This is a genomic window from Pseudoclavibacter sp. AY1H1 (assembly GCF_002931055.1).
Classification (GTDB): Bacteria; Actinomycetota; Actinomycetes; order Actinomycetales; family Microbacteriaceae; genus Pseudoclavibacter.
This window is the reverse complement of sequence record NZ_PSXX01000001.1, coordinates 276,504-293,305: the sequence shown is the minus strand read 5'-3', so window position 1 is coordinate 293,305 and position 16,802 is coordinate 276,504. Positions and strand designations below refer to the sequence as shown.

The window sequence follows — 16,802 nt, the reverse complement described above, 5'->3', positions numbered from 1 at the left end:
CCAGTCGTCCGGGCTCAGCGCACGGTAGATTAGAAGCATGATGCGTCTCGGATTTCTTCTCGGTGCCACTGTCGGCTTCATCGCTGGGATCAGCACGAGTCGAGTGCACGCGGAAGAGGTCGCGAAAGACATCGGCGGCAGGTCGAAGGCCTTCGCGGAGCGGATGACGGTGTCCGCTGAAGACCTGCGCCGCCGCAGCGATACCCAGCTGGAGGACATGCGTCGGCGCGTCGACGAGCAGCTCGACGAGATGCGCAAGCGCGTCGACGATGGTTTCGACGACGTCAAGCGTCGGGTCGAGGAAGAAGTCGAGAAGAGCATCGAGTCACAGGTGCAGACGCTGGTGCGAGCCGGTCAGGCCCGCGAAGATGTCCTCGAGACGTTCGAGGACGACGACGCAGACGCCATGTTCTCCCCCGGTGACACGAGCTCGCCACGCCATGCTGCCGTCGAGGGCGAGTCGACGCCGGAGCAGGACCCCGAAGGCAAGCGCCCCGAGTAGCTCGCTCTCGGTCGTGCGCTGCGGCTCACGCGGCCCCGACCGACAGCGCAGGGAACGAAACGGCCCCTCCGGTGCACTGCACCGGAGGGGCCGTTCTGCTGTGGTGACGCCCGCTACGGGCGGACGCCGGCAGCGTTAGGAGAAGTCACGCAGATCGGCGCGGTCGAGGCTGTCCTCGAGAGCCGTGGCCTGCGCCTGCGTGATGATCGGGATGGCGCTCGTGACGGCCTGGATGCCGGAGAGCCGCTCGGGCGAGAGGATGCTCGTGACTTCCTCCCGGCTCAGGAGCCCGCGTTCGACGACCAGGTCGGCGATGGTCGACTTGGTGGTGAGGGCCTCCTTGGCGAGCTTCGACGCCTCCGAGTAGCCGATGTAGGGCGTGAGGGCCGTGACCACGCCGACGGAGCTGGAGACGCGGGACGCGAGCAGCTCCTCGTTGGCGGTGATGCCGTCGATGCAGTTCACGCGCAGGGTGCGCGCGGCGCGGCGGAGCCAGGCGGAGTTCTGCATGAGCGTGTGGAGCATGACGGGCTCGAACGCGTTGAGCTGCAGCTGCCCAGCCTCGGATGCCATGGAGACCGTGACATCCGCCCCCGCGATGACGAACGCGACCTGATTGACCGCCTCGGGGATGACCGGGTTGACCTTGCCGGGCATGATCGAGGAGCCAGCCTGCCGCGCCGGAAGGTTGATCTCGCCGAGGCCAGCCTGTGGGCCGGAGGACAGCAGCCGGAGGTCGTTGCAGATCTTCGACAGCTTCATCGCGGTGCGCTTGATGACGCTCGAGAGCGACATGAACACGCCGGTGTCGCTCGTGGCCTCGATGAGGTCGTGCGCCGTCTGCAGGTCGTTGTAGCCCGTGATCTTGCGGAGCTGGCGCATGACGGCGGACGCGTAGCTCGCCTCAGCCGTGATGCCGGTCCCGATCGCCGTCGCACCGAGGTTGAGCTCGAGCAGCAGCGGCAGCACGTCGCGGAGGCGCTGGATGTCCTCGCCGATGGTCGTGGAGAAGCCGCTGAACTCCTGGCCCAGCGTCATCGGCACGGCATCCTGGAGCTGCGTGCGGCCGATCTTCAGGATGTGCTTGAACTCGCTGCCCTTCACGCGGAACGCGTTCTGCAGCAGCGTGAACTCGTCGATGAGACGCTCGGTCGCGTGGACGAGCGCGACCTTGACCGCACTCGGGTACGTGTCGTTCGTGGACTGCGATCGGTTCACGTGGTCGTTCGGGGAGAGGAACTCGTAATCTCCGAACTCGCGACCGGCGAGCTCGAGCGCGCGGTTCGCGATGACCTCGTTGACATTCATGTTGGTGCTCGTCCCGGCACCGCCCTGGATGACGCCGACCACGAATTCCTCGTGCAGCTTGCCGTCGATGATGTCCTGGCACGCGCGATCGATGAGCCACGAGCGCTCCTGGTCGAGCACGCCGATCTCGAGGTTGGCGCGCGCTGCGGCCTGCTTGACCTGCGCGTAGGCGACGATGAAGTCCGGGTACACGCTGATCTGACGTCGACTGATCGAGAAGTTCTCCAGCGCGCGGGCGGTGTTCACACCCCAGTAGGCACCTGCGGGGATCCGCATCTCGCCGAGCGAGTCGCGTTCGACACGGAATTCCTGCGTTTCTGACATGACCTGATGGTCCTCCAACTTCGTCGTCTGAGTTTCCGCGCTGACCTCAGCCTACTGCCGACGCGCTCCTCGGATCGCCGCCTCGAGAAGACTCGCGAGCGCATCCACCTGGATGCTGTCAGCCGACAGCTCGCCAGCGTCGATTCCCTCGAGGGCACGCAGGGCGAGGCCCTGCTTGTTGTCGATGAGCTCGGCGATGCGCGCGTCGATGGTCTGCGCCGCGACGATGCGCCACGCGGTGACCGGCTCTTCCTGGCCGATGCGGTGCACGCGGTCGATGGCCTGGGTCTGCTCCGCGGCAGTCCAGCTGAGCTCGGCGAGCACCACGTCGGACGCCGCCTGCAGGTTCAACCCGACTCCAGCGGCCAGGAGCGAGCAGACGACGACCTGCACGCTCGGGTCGTTCTGGAAGGCGTCGATCGCGGCCTGTCGCGCTGCCGGGGTCTGGTCGCCTCGGATGGAGACCGAGGAGATCTCGTTCTCCGCGAACGTCCGCTCCGCCGCATCCATGACCTCGATGTGCTTGGCGAAGAACACGACCTTGCCCGCAGAGCGAGCGATCTGGCCGGCGTACTCAGCCGCGAGCCGGGCCTTCGCCGCGCCGATGGTGCGGAGCATCGTGAAGATGCTGGCTCCCGTCGACGAGGCCTTCGACTCCTCGACCTCCTGGCGGGCGATCATGCGGACGCGATCCAGGTCGACGGCGCCGGGCTCGAGCCCGGCAGCGGCCGCCATCCGGCGGTACCGCTCGAGCAGACGCGAGACGAGCGCCGCCTCCGCTGCGCGAATGCTCCTGCCCTCATCCGAGTCGAGCTCGACGGGCATGTCCACGACGCGCTTCGCCGGAAGATCCGCGGCCACGTCGATCTTGCGCCTGCGGACGATCCCGAGATCGATGACCGCCTGCCGTGCCGCCGCCAGGAAGCCGGGATCGCTGGGCACGAGGCCCGTCTCGTCGAGACGGTCGAGCAGCAGCTGCGAGGGCCTGTCGCCTTCGAGCCAGCCGAGGAACTGCCAGATCGCCTTGAAGTCATCGACGTCGTTGATGAGCGGCGTTCCGGTGAGCGCCATGAGCAGCGGGTCGGCGCCGGGCACGCGAGCCCTGATGCTGTTCGCGAGCTGCATGACGAGCCGCGACCGCTGCGACTGCAGGTTCTTGATGAAGTGCGCCTCGTCGAGCACCATGCCCTTGAAGCCGAGCGACGTGAGCCAGCCGAGGTGGCGGTCGAGGATCTCGTAGTTGACCACGAAGACATCGGCGAAGGCGTCGATGCCCTGACCGTCTCCGGAGATGACCGTGACCCGACGGTTCGGGGTCCAGCGCTGGACCTCTCGCGCCCAGTTCGTCTTCACGACGTTCGGGACGACGCAGAGCAGCGGGTACGCCTCGGCGACCGACGCGGCGAGCAGCGCCTGCGCCGTCTTGCCGAGCCCGGGCTCGTCCGCGAGCAGGTAGGCCCGGTGCCCGTCGGCGACGCTCGCGAGCAGCCTCGCCTGGTGATCCATGAGCTCCTGGCCTGGAGGCGAGATGCGGTCCCAGCGGGGAGCAGGAGGCAGCTCCATCGAGGCCGCGTTCCCGCCTGCGCCCGTCTCGAACGCGCGGAGGAGCGGGCCGAGGAGCTCCCAGTTGGACAGTCTCGAGTAGTGCGGAGCTGTGGAGTTGACGCTCGTGAGCACTGGCGCCAGGAACGGGTTCGATCGGGTGCGCGCCTTGACGGAGCCGGGAAGGACCTGTCGCTGCGCGATCTCCGGCGGCAGCTTCTCGGCCTGGGCCTCGGGCTCTGGCTGCTCGTCGACCACCATCTCGATGCCACCGGCGAAGAGCATCTGCTTGCGCAGCGCCTTCGCTGCTTCGCTGACCGGAGCGCCGGGCTCGAGGAGGCTGATGAGCGAGGTGTCGCGCGCAGCGGTCTTGGCGAGGATCGAGGCGAGGCCGTCGAGGCGCTTGAGCGCCTCTGCACGGTCATGCTCGCTGAGCTCGCTGGTCTCCTTGGCCTTCGCGCGCTCCTCGCGCATCAGCAGCGCGATGACCTGGAACTTGGTGCGATTCGACGGCGAGACCTTGCCGCGCTGCGCCGAGGCCTCGACCTCCCGTGCCGCCTTCGCGAGCTGTGGGATGACGCCGGTGTTATCGACCGGCTTGCGGTTCCGCGGCGGCGTGTGAACGCCGGCGCGACCGCCGGCTTGGGCGCGTGTCCTACGAGACATGCCCCTCCTTATGCAACGTGGCAGGGATCGGGAAGTTGAGCCGGGCGGAGGTCGCAGCATCGGCGCCGAACGCGGCGACCGGCAGTGAGGCGGGCCTCGGCCCACTCGAGTGACGAGCTCCCGGATGTCATGCAGGTGACGAGGAGAGTTCAGATTCCCTCAGGCACCGGCGATCACAGTGTACGCCAGGCGACCCGCAGGTTTCGACTCGGGAACGACGTGTCGTTGCCCCGCACAGACTCCGCTCTGGTGCGATAATCGTCAGGTGCCTCAACGCCCCTTCCCAGATCCCGACCGGCCGTACTTCACGCCGTCGAAGCGGGTCGCAGGCGACTGGAGCGCTCACATCGCGACGACGCTCGACCGCACTGCAGCTCTCCTCGCCGGCCTGACCCCTGAGCAGTGGGACTCGCCGAGCAAGTGCGAGGGGTGGAGCGTCCGTGACGTCGCGGGGCACCTCACCTGGCGACTCGGCTCCCCCACCTCGACGCTCCTCCGCGACGCCTCCCGAGGCGTGCTGCGCAACGGGCTGCGCGTGGACTCCTACCTCGACGACGTCGCCAAGCGCGAGGGCGCGGCCCCGACCGACGAGCTCGTCGCTCGCATCCGTGCGATCGCCGCCGAGAAGGTGGTCTCGCCGAACCGCGCGGGAATCTCCGAGCTCACGGAAGCCGTCGTCCACACCTACGACATGACCGAGGCGCTTGGCCTGCGCATCCGTCTCAGCCCGCGGTCGACGAGCGCGGTCGCACTCGTCCGAACACGGGTCCCGCTGACCTCGGCGGCGTCGCTCGCCAAGCGCAACCGCCTCCGCGCCACGGACGCACGCTGGCAGATCGGCGACAAGGGACCCGTGCTCGAGGCCACCGCCGCGCGCATCGTGCTGAGGCTCTTCGGTCGCGAGGTCACGCTCGACGAGCAGCCGAGTCAGACGACGTAGCTCCCGCCGAGCGTCTCGGCAGCTTCTTCGACGTCGAGGGCCATGCGGTCCTTCAGCGCTTCGATGCTGTCGAACTTCTCCATGCCTCGGATGCGTTCGACGAACTCGAGTTCTGCGACGAGTCCGTAGAGGTCGACGGTTTCACCGATGAGGTGCGCCTCGACCTGCTTGCGAGGCACGCCGTCGAACGTGGGGTTGTTGCCGATGGAGATCGCGGCAGGGGCCTCGACGTCACCGCCGCGGAACCATCCCGCGTACACGCCGTCTGCGGGGATGAGCCCTTCGAGCTCCGGGGACAGGTTCGCCGTCGGGAACCCGAGCTCGCGGCCCCGTTTGGCGCCGTGCACGACCTCGCCGACAAGCGAGTGATGGTGGCCGAGCACCTCGGCGGCCCCACGGACGTCACCGAGGGCGAGCAGTTCCCGAACCCAGGTCGATGAGGCACGTCGCTCGAGGTGCGAGCGTTCGTCCTCGGCCATCTCGTCGTCGGCGATGACGATCTCGAATCCGCTCGTCGCGGCCAGCTCACGCAGGAGATCGACGTCTCCTGCGCCCTTGGCGCCGAAGCGGAAGTCCTTGCCCACGACGATGAGGCGCATGTGGAGGGCGCCGACGAGCAGCTCGCGCACGAACGCCTCGGGGCTCATCCCGGCGAGCTCGTCGTCGAACGGCAGCACGAGGGTCGCGCTGAGGCCCGTCTTCTCGAGGAGCTCGATCTTCTGCGAGAGCGACGTGATCGGCTCGGGCTCGACGCCGGGCTTGATGAGCGAGAGCGGATGCCGGTCGAAGGTGACCGCGACCGGCTCGATTCCGCGCGCGGAGGCCTCTTCGACGAGCCGCGAGAGCAGCCATCTGTGGCCCCGGTGGACGCCGTCGAACTTGCCGACCGTCACAGCGCTCGGCGTCGGCTCCGCTGGCAGCTCGGCCAGGTCAGTGAACAGCCGCACGTTCCCTCTTTCGTCTCGATCGTCCCGTCTCGAGCCATGCGATGCCGAGGATCGGGAGCACAAGAGGAATATACGCGTAGCCGACCCCGAAGGCCGACCAGACGGTATCGGAGGGGAACAGTTCCGGGTGGAACTCGGTGAGCGAGCCGACCACGAGCACGCCGACGAGCTCGAACACGATCGTGCACCACGCGACGAGGTTCCACGCCCGCCCGTGCCGCACGAGTGCGATGGTCGCGAGCAGGTAGACGAGGGCAGCCGCGGCTGACAGCGAGTAGGCGAGGGGCGCCTCGTCGAGCTTCGACAGCAGCTGGTAGGAGCTGCGTCCCATCGATGCGAGCGCCAGCACCGCGTAGACCACGACGAGCACACGACCGGCGCCGTGGGCGCCGCGATAGGCGTTCCCCTCAGCGTTCGATCCACGCGCGCGCATCACGACGCGACTCCGATGAACGGGCTGGCGCCGATCCAGATCTGGTGCATGCGGAACACCATGACGCCGATCGTGAGCGCCGCGACGCCCAGGATGATGGTCGACCACTTCGTGCGCTCCACCAGCCCCCAGAAGACGGCGGCCGGGGGGATGATCACGGCCACGACCCAGTACATCCAGAATTCGAGCGCGTCGCCGACTGGCTCGTTGCCGGCCGCTGGCGCGATGAGCGCCATCACGAACTGCACCACGAGCAGCAGCTCCACGAGTGCGACGGCGCCGACCGTGACGTCTCCCGGCTTGCGACCACTCGCGCCGGCGATGAGGCACAGGATGCCGGCCCCCGCGCTCACGAGGCAGAGGACCCACGTGAACCACTCGATCACGAGCCGGTTCCCGTCGGCATGTTGAACTCCGTCTTGAGCACGCCGGCGGATGCCCTGGCGATGCCGATGAGGCTGCCCTCCGGGTCGATGGCCGCCAGCAGGCCGTCTCCGGTGCCGTCTGCCGCTCGGAGCTTCTTGCCGTTGCGAAGATCCGCGGCCTGCTGACCGGTCGCCTCGAGGGCCGGGAAGCGCCGGAGTGCGGCCGCCGCAGGACTCAGCAGTCGGAGCTCGAGGTCCTGGGCGTCCGGCGCGACCGCGTCGGAGATGCTGAAGTCACCCACGCGAGAGCGCCTGAGCGCGGTGAGGTGCGCCCCCGTGCCGAGTGCGTCGCCGAGGTCCCGTGCGAGGGCGCGGATATAGGTGCCGGATGAGCAGGCGACCCGGACGTCGAGGTCGAGCACCGGCGTCTCTCCGGCAAGCCCACTCCGCGAGGCCAGCAGCTCGAGCCCGGAGATCGTCACAGCCCGCGCGGCCAGCTTGACCTCCTCGCCGTCGCGCACCCGCTTGTACGCGCGGACCCCGTCGACCTTGATGGCACTGACGGATGACGGGATCTGACTGATCGGGCCTCGCAGGGCGGCCATGGCCGCCTCGATGCGCTCGGGGGTCACCGCAGCGACTGCACCTCCCGGTGCCGTCGCTGTAAGCTCGCCTTCGGCATCCTCGGTATTCGTCGACACGCCGAGACGAACCGTCGCGAAGTACTCCTTGTCGTCGCCGACGAAGTAGGTGAGCAGGCGGGTCGCTCCCCCGACGCCGAGGATCATGAGTCCGGATGCCATGGGATCGAGCGTGCCCGCGTGGCCGACCTTCCGCGTGCCGAGCGCCCGCCTGGTCGTCGCGACGAGCGTGTGGCTGGTCGGGCCCTGCGGCTTGTCGAGAAGGAGGATGCCGTTCGGGCCAGGAGGTGGAGTCGTCATGTCCCCAACATTCTATGGTGCCCGTAGGCTCGTTCCCGGTCGTCGAGCGCGGTGACGACCGCAGGACGCGACTGGTTCGGGACGGGCGAAGGAGAGAACGGGATGCGAGTGGCGGTCATCGGTGTCGGTGCTGTGGGCGGCACTCTGGCCCTCCTCCTGGACAGGGCGGGCCACGAGGTCGTCCTCACCTCGCGGCGGTCTCCGGTCGAGCCCGAGTCTGCCGAGCAGGCGCATGCACGCCGTCTCGTGCTCCGGGGCGCCTTCGGGGAGCACAGCGCGACCTTCGAACAGGTCTCCGTTCTCCGCGGGGCATTCGACCTGGTGCTCGTCGCGGTCAAGGCGCAGGACACCAAGCAGGCCGTCCAGCCCCACCTGTCGATGGTTGCGGCGACCACCACCGTGATCGTGCAGAACGGCCTCGACGGAGTGTCGACCCTCGAGCAGATGCTCTCCGTCGTGCCCGACGAACAGCGGTCGGGAATCGTCGTCGGGGGCCTCGCCACCTTCGCCGTCAACAGGCCGGCACCCGACGAGATCGAAGCCACCGCGACCGGAATGCTCATGCTCGGAGCGGCATCCCCCGAAGACACGCGAGAGCTGGCAGCGACCGCGCGATCGCTCGAGACCGCGGTCCACTGCGTCGTCACCGGAGACCTGCGCTCGGCGCAGTGGAGCAAGCTGCTCATCAACCAGGTCAACGCGGTCCCGGCCGTGACCGGCGCCAGCGTGCAGGAGACCGGCCTGGACGGCGATCTGTCGGCGGTCCTCGCCGCGAGCATCGGCGAGCTGCTCGCCGTGGCCGCAGCCGAGGGTGCGCACCTCGAGGCCCTCGGGCCGCTCGACGAGACGCTGGCGACGCTCGCTGCTTCAGTGCCGAAGGATGCCGAGGCCACCATGGCGCGCAACACCCGGCTCGCCGTGGAGCTCACCGCTGCGTTCGGCGCGACCCCCAACTACGCGTCGACGCTGCAGAGCATCCGACGCGGCGAGGCCACGGAGATCGACGCGCTCAACGGTGCCGTCGTCGTCCACGGGGTCGCGCAGGGCGTCCCCACCCCGGTGAACGCAGCGCTGACCTCGCTGGTCCACGGGAGAGAGCAGGGCCAACCGAGCCTCTCCCCCGCCGAGCTGCGGAGGACTGTCCTGACGTCGACGGTCAACGACTGGTTCGCCCGAGAGCAGCGCGCCCTCGCGTGGCGGGCGCCGACGACCACCCCATGGGGAGTGCTCGTGAGCGAGACCATGCTGCAGCAGACGCAGGCCGCGCGCGTCGAACCCAAATGGCTCGACTTCATGGAGCGGTGGCCGACGCCGGGCGCGATGGCAGAGGCATCCGAGGCTGAGGTGCTGCGGTTCTGGGACCGGCTCGGCTACCCTCGGCGCGCGCTCTGGCTGCTCGCCTGCGCACGTGCCATCACGGCCGAGCACGCCGGCGTGGTGCCGAGCACACGGGATGCGCTCCTCGCCCTGCCGGGGGTTGGCCCGTACACGGCTTCCGCCGTCATGTCCTTCGCCCACGGCGTGCCAGAACCGGTCGTCGACACGAACGTCCGACGAGTGCTGTCCCGCGCCTTCCTCGGCGAAGAGACCCCGTGGGGTCCGTCGGCCGTCCGAGACGCGGCGGAGATGTTGGCCGTCTCCCCGAGCGAGACGCAGGCCGCGAACCTCTGGAACGCCGCATCGATGGAACTCGGCGCCCTCGTCTGCACGGCCAAGCGCCCCAACTGCGAGGTGTGCCCGATCGTCGCCACCTGCGCTTGGTTCGCGGCAGGGCGGCCACGCTCCAGCGCAGTCAAGAAGCGGCAGGCGAAGTTCGCTGGCTCGGACCGCGAGATGCGCGGCCTCGTCCTCAGAGAACTCAGGGCCATCCCCGGCGGCGTGGAGATCGAGTTCCTCCGCAGCCACCTCGCCCCGGGAGGGCTCGATGAAGCCCGCTTCGAACGCGCCATCTCCTCACTGCAGAACGACGGTCTGATCGTGCGCAGAGCTGAGGCGCAGATAGCGCTCGCCGGCGACTGATCGTCCAGCCGCCGGCGAGCGCCCAAGCTGCGGAGCCGAGGCTCAGGACTCCTCTGGCTCGTCCTTCTTCTCGTAGGGGTCAGCGTCGCCGGCGTAGCTCGCTGTCTTCGCCTGCTGCGCCGACGCCACATCACGCTCGTGTGCCTCGCGGAGCAACGCGGCGATGGCGTCGGCGTTCTCGGGGATCGCGTCGGGAACGAACTCCAGGCTCGGCGTCAGGCGAGAGGTGATGTTCTTGCCCACCTCCGTGCGCAGCATGCCCGTCGCGCTCCGGAGCGCCGCCGCGGTGTCGCGGCGTTCCTTCAGGTCGCCGTAGACGGTGTAGAAGATGGTTGCGTGCTGGAGGTCCCCAGTGACGCGGACGTCGGTGATCGTGACGAACCCGAGTCTCGGGTCCTTCACGCCGCGCTCGAGCGTCTTCGCGACGATGACCTTGATGCGGTCTGCGAGTCGCAGTGCCCGTGAATGATCGACCATGATGGCTACTTTCTCGTGTGCTGGTGCAGAGCGTCAAATGCGTCTGCGGTGTCGATACTGCTCAGCAGCTGAAGACGGGGCCCCGGCCAGTTGGCCAGGACCCCGCCCGCGAGTCCACGCTGAGACCAGCTCAGCGCAGCGACTCGGTCAAACAGCTAGACGCGAGGCTTCTCGACGAGCTCGGTCGTCTCGATCTCGTCACCGATCTGGATGTCGTTGTACTTGCCGAGGCCGATACCGCACTCGAAGTCCGTGCGGACCTCGGTGACATCATCCTTGAATCGACGGAGCGAGTCGATCGCCAGGTTGTCCGCGATGACGATGCCGTCGCGGATGACGCGAGCCGTCGCGTTCCTGGTGATGGTTCCGCTGCGCACGATACATCCGGCGATGTTTCCGAACTTGGAGGAGCGGAACACCTCGCGGATCTCCGCGACACCCGACTGGACCTCTTCGAACTCGGGCTTGAGCATGCCCTTGAGCGAGTTCTCGATGTCCTCGAGTGCCCCGTAGATGACCGAGTAGAAGCGGACATCCACACCTTCACGAGCGGCGCGCTCGCGCGCCTTCGTGTCGGGGCGCACGTTGAAGCCGATGATGATGGCGTTGTCGACCGTGGCGAGGTTGACGTCGGACTCCGTGATGGCGCCGACACCGCGGTGGATGATGCGCAGCTGCACCGAGTCGTCCACATCGATCTTGAGCAGCGACTCCTCGAGTGCCTCGACGGCACCGGAGACGTCACCCTTGATGATGAGGTTGAGCGACTCGACCTTGCCCTCTTCGAGTGCACGGGTGAAGTCCTCGAGGCTGATGCGCTTGCGGGACTTCGCCAGGCTGGCGTTGCGCTCCACGGCTTCACGCTTCTCGGCGATCTGACGCGCGGTGCGGTCTTCTTCCGTGACGATGAAGGTGTCGCCTGCGCGAGGAACGCTCGAGAGGCCCTGCACCTGGACTGGGCGCGACGGCTCAGCTTCGGTGACGACCTGACCGTTCTCGTCGAGCATCGCCCGGACGCGACCGTAGGCCGTACCGGCCACGATCGGGTCTCCGACTCGGAGCGTTCCCGACTGGATGAGCACGGTCGCAACCGCACCGCGTCCCTTGTCGAGCTTCGCCTCGATCGCGATACCGCGCGCTTCCTTGTTGGGGTTTGCGCGCAGGTCGAGACCAGCATCTGCCGTCAGCAGGACTGCCTCGATGAGGCTGTCGATGTTGACGTTGTTGCGGGCCGAGACGTCGACGAACATCGTGTCGCCACCGAACTCCTCGGCGACGAGTCCGTACTCGGTCAGCTGTGCGCGGACCTTCGACGGGTTCGCGTCTTCCTTGTCGACCTTGTTCACTGCGACGACGATCGGCACGTTCGCGGCCTGGGCGTGGTTGAGCGCCTCGACCGTCTGCGGCATGATGCCGTCGTCCGCCGCGACCACGAGGATCGCGATGTCGGTGACCTGGGCACCACGGGCACGCATGGCCGTGAAGGCCTCGTGACCTGGCGTGTCGATGAACGTGATGGCGCGTTCGATGCCCTCATGCTCGTGCCAGACCTGGTAGGCACCGATGTGCTGCGTGATGCCGCCCGCTTCTCCGTCGACGACGTTCGCGTTGCGGATCGCGTCGAGGAGGCGCGTCTTTCCGTGGTCGACGTGACCCATGACGGTGACAACCGGCGGCCGGATCTCGAGGACGTCGTCGCCTTCGTCCTCGGCTTCCTGGTCGAGGTCGATCGAGAAGCCCTCGAGGAGCTCACGGTCTTCGTCTTCCGGGCTGACGATCTGGATGCGGTAGCCGAGTTCCTCACCGAGGACCTCGAACGTCGCCTCGTCGAGCGACTCCGTCGCCGTGGCCATCTCACCGAGGTGGAACAGCACGGTCACGAGGTCGCCGGGGCTGGCGTCGATCTTCTCAGCGAAGTCCGAGATGGAGGCGCCACGACGCAGACGGATCGGCGTGCTGCCGTCTCCGCGACGGACCTTGACGCCGCCGACGCTCGGGGCTTCCCGCATCTCGAATTCTGCGCGCTTCGTCCGCTTGGACTTGCGTGCCTTCGACTTTCCGCCACCGCGACCGAACGCACCAGCCGTCGAGCCGCGACCGCGACCGCCACCTGGGCGACCGCCACCGCCACCTGGGCGTGGGGCGAAGCCGCCACCTGCACCGGGGGCGCCGCCTGGACGTCCACCGCCGGCGCCCGGACGGCCGCCTGGCCGACCTGCACCTGCTGGACGAGCTCCGGGGAGCACGCGGGGCTGGCCTGGGCGCGGAGCTGCCGGGCGGGGTCCGCCTGGGCTCGCCGGACGCGGTCCGCCTGCGCCACCGGGACGGGGTCCGCCGCCTGCTCCGCCACCTGGGCGCATGCCCTGGTTGGAAGCGAACGGGTTGTTGCCCGGACGCGATCGACCCATGCCCTGGCTCGACGCGAAGGGGTTGTTGCCCGGACGCGGTCCGGGACGGGGACCACGGGGACGCGGGATCGAGGGGCTTGCGCCACCATCTGCCTGCGCCGGCTTCGCATCACCGGGGGCAGCGGGACGCTGCGCGCTCGGCTTCGCCTCACCAGCGTCAGCCGCGGGTGCGGCCGGAGCCGCAGGAGCAGGAGCAGCTGCAGCGGCCGGCGCGGCGGGAGCCGCCGGTGCCGGTGCGGGAGCTGGCTCAGGCTTGCGCTTGGGCCCGGGGGTCGGTGCCGACGAGCCTGCGGGAGCGGCCTTCTTGGCCGGCTCGGCGGGGGCTGCCGGTGCCGAGGGAGCGGACGGTCCTGGCTTGCTGCCCGGACGAACGCTTGACGGGGTCGCTCCGCCGGGACGCGGAGCGCCCGGCTTCGAAGCCGCGGGAGCAGCAGCCTGAGGCTGCGCGCCGCCGGCGGCGTTGGACTTCAGTGCCTCGCGAAGGCGACGGGCCACGGGGGGCTCGACGCTCGACGAAGCGCTCTTAACGAACTCGCCCATGTCCTGAAGAGTCTTGAGGGCGGTCTTGGAATCGACGCCCATCTCGCTGGCGATTTCGTGTACGCGTGGTTTTGCCACTTTTCTCCTGTCTGGGGCCCGCCCAGATAGGAGCGGACCATTAAAAAAGTCGGATGTGCCTCATCGTGAGTCACTCATGAGTTGTCCATGGTCCGATCAGCCTTTTCTCGTGGTCGGAGCAGTGCGTTCGCCCTGCTCCAATGTGCTCGCGTGCCTGCTGAGCGCCTCGGTGTCCACCTTGCCTGTCTTGAAGGCCCGCAGGAATGCGCGCCGCTCAATCGCCAGCTTGGTGCACTCCGCGGTCGGATGGATCCAGGCTCCGCGCCCGGGGAGACTCGCCGAGATATCGACTTCGAGACTTCCCTGACGAAGCACAACCCTGAGGAGCTGACTTCGTTCTGAGCGCGAACGGCATCCAACGCACGTTCGTACAGACGACATACTACCCCTCTGCGCGCGCTTCGTCTCCGTCTTCGAGGATCGAGTCGGGCTGGATATCGATTCTCGCCCCCGTGAGCTTGGCAGCGAGGCGCGCATTCTGCCCCTCCTTGCCGATCGCGAGCGACAGCTGGAAGTCGGGAACGAGGGCACGAACTGCCTTCGTGGCGCGGTCGATCACGAACGCGCTCGACACCTTGGCCGGGCTGAGGGCACTCGCCACGAACGTCGGCAGGTCCTCGGAGTAGTCGACGATGTCGATCTTCTCCTCGCCGAGCTCGTTGGTCACGGCACGCACGCGGGCACCGAGCTCGCCGATGCAGGCCCCCTTGGGGTTGATCCCCTCCTGGGTGGCGCGCACGGCGATCTTCGTGCGGTGTCCGGCCTCGCGCGCCAGCGAGACGATCTCGACGACGCCGCTCGCGATCTCGGGCACCTCGAGCGCGAACAGCTTGCGCACGAGTGACGGGTGGGTTCGAGAGACCGTGATCTGCGGCCCCTTGCTGCCGCGCTCGACCTTGGTCACGAAGACGCGGAGGCGACGCCCGTGGGAGTAGTCCTCACCGGGCACCTGCTCCTCAGGCGGCAGGATGGCCTCGACCGTTCCCAGGTCGACGTGGATCATGCGGGGGTTCGGACCCTGCTGGATCACGCCAGCGACGATGTCGCCCTCACGCCCCCGGAACTCGCCGAGGACCTTGTCGTCGCCGATGTCGCGGATGCGCTGGTTGATGACCTGCTTGGCAGCGAACGCGGCCACTCGTCCGAAATCGTCGGCCGGAAGCTGCGCTTCTCCGATGATCTCGCCGTCGTCGTCCATCTCCGGCACGAAGACGTTGACCTCACCGCTCTTGCGGTCGAGGTGCACGCGGGTCGAGGCCGGCGGCACGTCCTGGCCGAGTTCCTGCGACACGTGCTTCTCGTACGCGGTCAGGATCGCCTGCTCGAGAATGCTGGCAAGCTCCTCGAATGGAATCTCACGCTCTCGCTCGAGAATCCTCAGGACAGCAAGGTCGATCTTCATGGCGCTCCCTCTATTCAGATGAAAGAACGAGTTTACCGCATGCTGGCGCACGGAGCTCCCCGTCGGGCACGCGGGATGGGGCGAGCGGAGGCCCCATCCCGCAGTGAGCTCAGTTGCCGCGCTTGGACAGCAGCAGTTCGAGCACGTCGTCCTTGGAGACCGCGTCGCGCTCGTTCGTCCGGCGGTTCCAGAGCTCGACCTGCCCGTCGACTGCGCCCTTGCCCGCGATGACGATCCACGGCACGCCGAGCAGCTCGGCGTCACCGAACTTCACGCCGGGCGAGACCTTCTTGCGATCGTCGTAGAGCACGTCGAGACCAGCGGCATCGAACGCGGCCGAGAGCTCCTCCGCCACGGCGAAGGGCTCCTCGTTGCGTCCCGTCGCGACGATCTGCACATCGAACGGAGCCACCTGCTCCGGCCAGATCAGGCCACGGTCGTCGTGGTTCGCCTCTGCGATGAGCGCGAGGTTGCGGGTCACTCCGATGCCGTATGAGCCCATCGTCACGGTCGTGAGCTTGCCTTGCTCGTTGAGCACCTTGAGCCCGAGCGCCTCCGCGTACTTGCGGCCGAGCTGGAAGACGTGCCCGATCTCGGTGCCGCGTGCCGTCGTGATGGGGCCGCTGCCGTCGGGAGCCTGGTCGCCATCGCGCACCTCGGCTGCTCCGACCCGCGCATCGGCCGTGAAGTCGCGCCCGACGACCAGTGAGTGCACGTGCTTGCCCGCGATGTTCGCGCCGGTGATCCAGCTCGATCCCTCGGCGACCGTCTCGTCGAGGAAGTAGGCGAGGCCCGTGCTCGACTCCTCGCCGAGCACCGGCCCCTGGGCAGCCCACGGGCCGATGTAGCCGCGAACGAGACCGGGGTGCTTCGCGAAGTCCTCCGCTGTCGCGGCTTCCACCTCGGCCGGCTGCAGTGCGGTCTCGAGGCGCTTGAGGTCGAGCTCTCGATCACCGGGGATGCCGACGACGACGACGTCTCGGGTGCCATCCGTGTTCAGGCGCGCGATGACGACGTTCTTGAGCGTGTCCGCGGCGGTCCAGTCGCGGCCGTCGACCTTCGGCACGGTCTCGTTCGCATGCGCGACGAGCGTCGCGATGGTCGGCGTATCCGGCGAGTCGAAGACCGTGGCAGGGCCGGCGGAGCCCGCATCGATCGGCGCAGGGGTCGGCGCTGCGTAGGCCTCGACGTTGGCCGCATACCCGCCAGGCGAGCGCACGAAGGTGTCCTCCCCGACGGGTGTCGGGTGCAGGAACTCCTCGCTGCGCGAGCCGCCCATGGCGCCAGCGTTGGCCGCGACGATGACGTACTCGAGGCCGAGGCGGTCGAAGATGCGCTCGTAGGCATCCCGCTGCGCCTGGTAGCTCACGTCCAGCCCGGCATCGTCGATGTCGAACGAGTAGGCGTCCTTCATCGTGAACTCGCGGCCGCGCAGCAGGCCGGCGCGGGGCCGTGCCTCGTCGCGGTACTTGTCCTGGATCTGGTAGATCGCGAGGGGCAGATCCTTGTAGGACGAGTAGAGATCCTTGACCGCGAGGGTGAAGGCCTCCTCGTGGGTGGGCGCCAGCACGAGCGGTGCGCCCTTCCGGTCCTCGAGACGGAAGATGCCGTCGCCGAAGTCGTCGAGGCGCCCGGTGGCCTCGTAGAAGTCCGCGGGCAGGATCCCCGGGAAGTGGACCTCCTGGGCGCCGGCGGCTTCCATCTCCTCGCGGACGATCTGCTCGATGCGCCGCTTCACCTTCAGGCCGAGCGGCAGCCACGCGAAGACGCCAGGCGCCTGACGACGGATGTAGCCGGCGCGGACGAGGAGCCTGTGGCTTGCGACCTCGGCGTCGACGGGGTCTTCGCGGAGGGTGCGGACAAAGAGCTTGGAGAGGCGAGTAGTCACCCGGCCAATGCTAGTCGTGCAC

General features: G+C 68.3%; 14 protein-coding genes. 3 read left to right on the top strand and 11 right to left on the bottom strand.

All coding sequences use genetic code 11. The features are described from left to right. Nucleotides 1-37: 37 nt before the first annotated feature. Nucleotides 38-502 (top strand): hypothetical protein, encoded by a 465-nt coding sequence (locus C5E05_RS01350; RefSeq protein WP_104241464.1) that lies wholly within the window; start codon nt 38-40, stop codon nt 500-502. A 135-nt stretch (nt 503-637) separates the two neighbouring features. On the opposite strand, the gene C5E05_RS01345 is transcribed toward C5E05_RS01350, so the two are convergent. Next, nucleotides 638-2,134: an aspartate ammonia-lyase gene (locus C5E05_RS01345; protein ID WP_104241465.1), complete on the bottom strand. Its 1,497-nt coding sequence runs from the start codon at nt 2,132-2,134 to the stop codon at nt 638-640. Nucleotides 2,135-2,185: 51 nt separating this feature from the next. Next, nucleotides 2,186-4,342: a DEAD/DEAH box helicase gene (locus C5E05_RS01340; RefSeq protein ID WP_104298642.1), complete on the bottom strand. Its 2,157-nt coding sequence runs from the start codon at nt 4,340-4,342 to the stop codon at nt 2,186-2,188. A 265-nt stretch (nt 4,343-4,607) separates the two neighbouring features. On the opposite strand from C5E05_RS01340, the gene C5E05_RS01335 reads away from it, so the two are divergent. After that, nucleotides 4,608-5,282 carry a maleylpyruvate isomerase family mycothiol-dependent enzyme gene (locus tag C5E05_RS01335; protein ID WP_104298641.1) on the top strand — a complete coding sequence of 225 codons (675 nt, stop codon included), beginning with the start codon at nt 4,608-4,610 and terminating at the stop codon, nt 5,280-5,282. Here C5E05_RS01335 and C5E05_RS01330 read toward each other — a convergent pair. Genes C5E05_RS01330 through truB form a run of 4 tightly spaced genes read right to left on the bottom strand, consistent with a single transcriptional unit; the run spans nt 5,270 to nt 7,968 of the window. Beyond that, a complete protein-coding gene (locus C5E05_RS01330; RefSeq protein ID WP_104241468.1) occupies nt 5,270-6,229 on the bottom strand; it encodes a bifunctional riboflavin kinase/FAD synthetase in 960 nt (319 codons plus the stop codon). The genes C5E05_RS01335 and C5E05_RS01330 overlap by 13 nt on opposite strands. Further along, nucleotides 6,213-6,662 (bottom strand): hypothetical protein, encoded by a 450-nt coding sequence (locus tag C5E05_RS01325; protein WP_104241469.1) that lies wholly within the window; start codon nt 6,660-6,662, stop codon nt 6,213-6,215. Before C5E05_RS01325 ends, C5E05_RS01330 begins: the two co-directional genes overlap by 17 nt. Next, nucleotides 6,662-7,048 (bottom strand): hypothetical protein, encoded by a 387-nt coding sequence (locus C5E05_RS01320; RefSeq protein ID WP_104241470.1) that lies wholly within the window; start codon nt 7,046-7,048, stop codon nt 6,662-6,664. Before C5E05_RS01320 ends, C5E05_RS01325 begins: the two co-directional genes overlap by 1 nt. Next, nucleotides 7,045-7,968 carry a tRNA pseudouridine(55) synthase TruB gene (truB, locus tag C5E05_RS01315; protein ID WP_104340887.1) on the bottom strand — a complete coding sequence of 308 codons (924 nt, stop codon included), beginning with the start codon at nt 7,966-7,968 and terminating at the stop codon, nt 7,045-7,047. Before truB ends, C5E05_RS01320 begins: the two co-directional genes overlap by 4 nt. A gap of 51 nt (nt 7,969-8,019) precedes the next feature. On the opposite strand from truB, the gene C5E05_RS01310 reads away from it, so the two are divergent. Further along, nucleotides 8,020-9,987, top strand: coding sequence for a 2-dehydropantoate 2-reductase (locus C5E05_RS01310; protein ID WP_104241472.1), 1,968 nt, complete (start codon nt 8,020-8,022; stop codon nt 9,985-9,987). 42 nt (nt 9,988-10,029) lie between these two features. Here the strand turns inward: C5E05_RS01310 and rbfA are convergent, their stop codons facing one another. The 5 genes from rbfA to C5E05_RS01285 form a co-directional block, all read right to left on the bottom strand. Next, nucleotides 10,030-10,464, bottom strand: a complete 435-nt coding sequence (gene rbfA, locus C5E05_RS01305) for a 30S ribosome-binding factor RbfA (RefSeq protein WP_104241473.1) — start codon at nt 10,462-10,464, stop codon at nt 10,030-10,032. Nucleotides 10,465-10,619: 155 nt separating this feature from the next. Next, complete coding sequence (gene infB, locus C5E05_RS01300; protein ID WP_104340886.1) at nt 10,620-13,490, bottom strand: translation initiation factor IF-2; 2,871 nt, start codon at nt 13,488-13,490, stop codon at nt 10,620-10,622. Nucleotides 13,491-13,586: 96 nt separating this feature from the next. After that, nucleotides 13,587-13,871 (bottom strand): YlxR family protein, encoded by a 285-nt coding sequence (locus C5E05_RS01295; RefSeq protein WP_104241475.1) that lies wholly within the window; start codon nt 13,869-13,871, stop codon nt 13,587-13,589. A 1-nt stretch (nt 13,872) separates the two neighbouring features. Beyond that, complete coding sequence (nusA, locus tag C5E05_RS01290; RefSeq protein WP_104241476.1) at nt 13,873-14,892, bottom strand: transcription termination factor NusA; 1,020 nt, start codon at nt 14,890-14,892, stop codon at nt 13,873-13,875. A 109-nt stretch (nt 14,893-15,001) separates the two neighbouring features. Next, nucleotides 15,002-16,780, bottom strand: coding sequence for a proline--tRNA ligase (locus tag C5E05_RS01285; protein ID WP_181059285.1), 1,779 nt, complete (start codon nt 16,778-16,780; stop codon nt 15,002-15,004). Between the last annotated feature and the right edge of the window lie 22 nt (nt 16,781-16,802).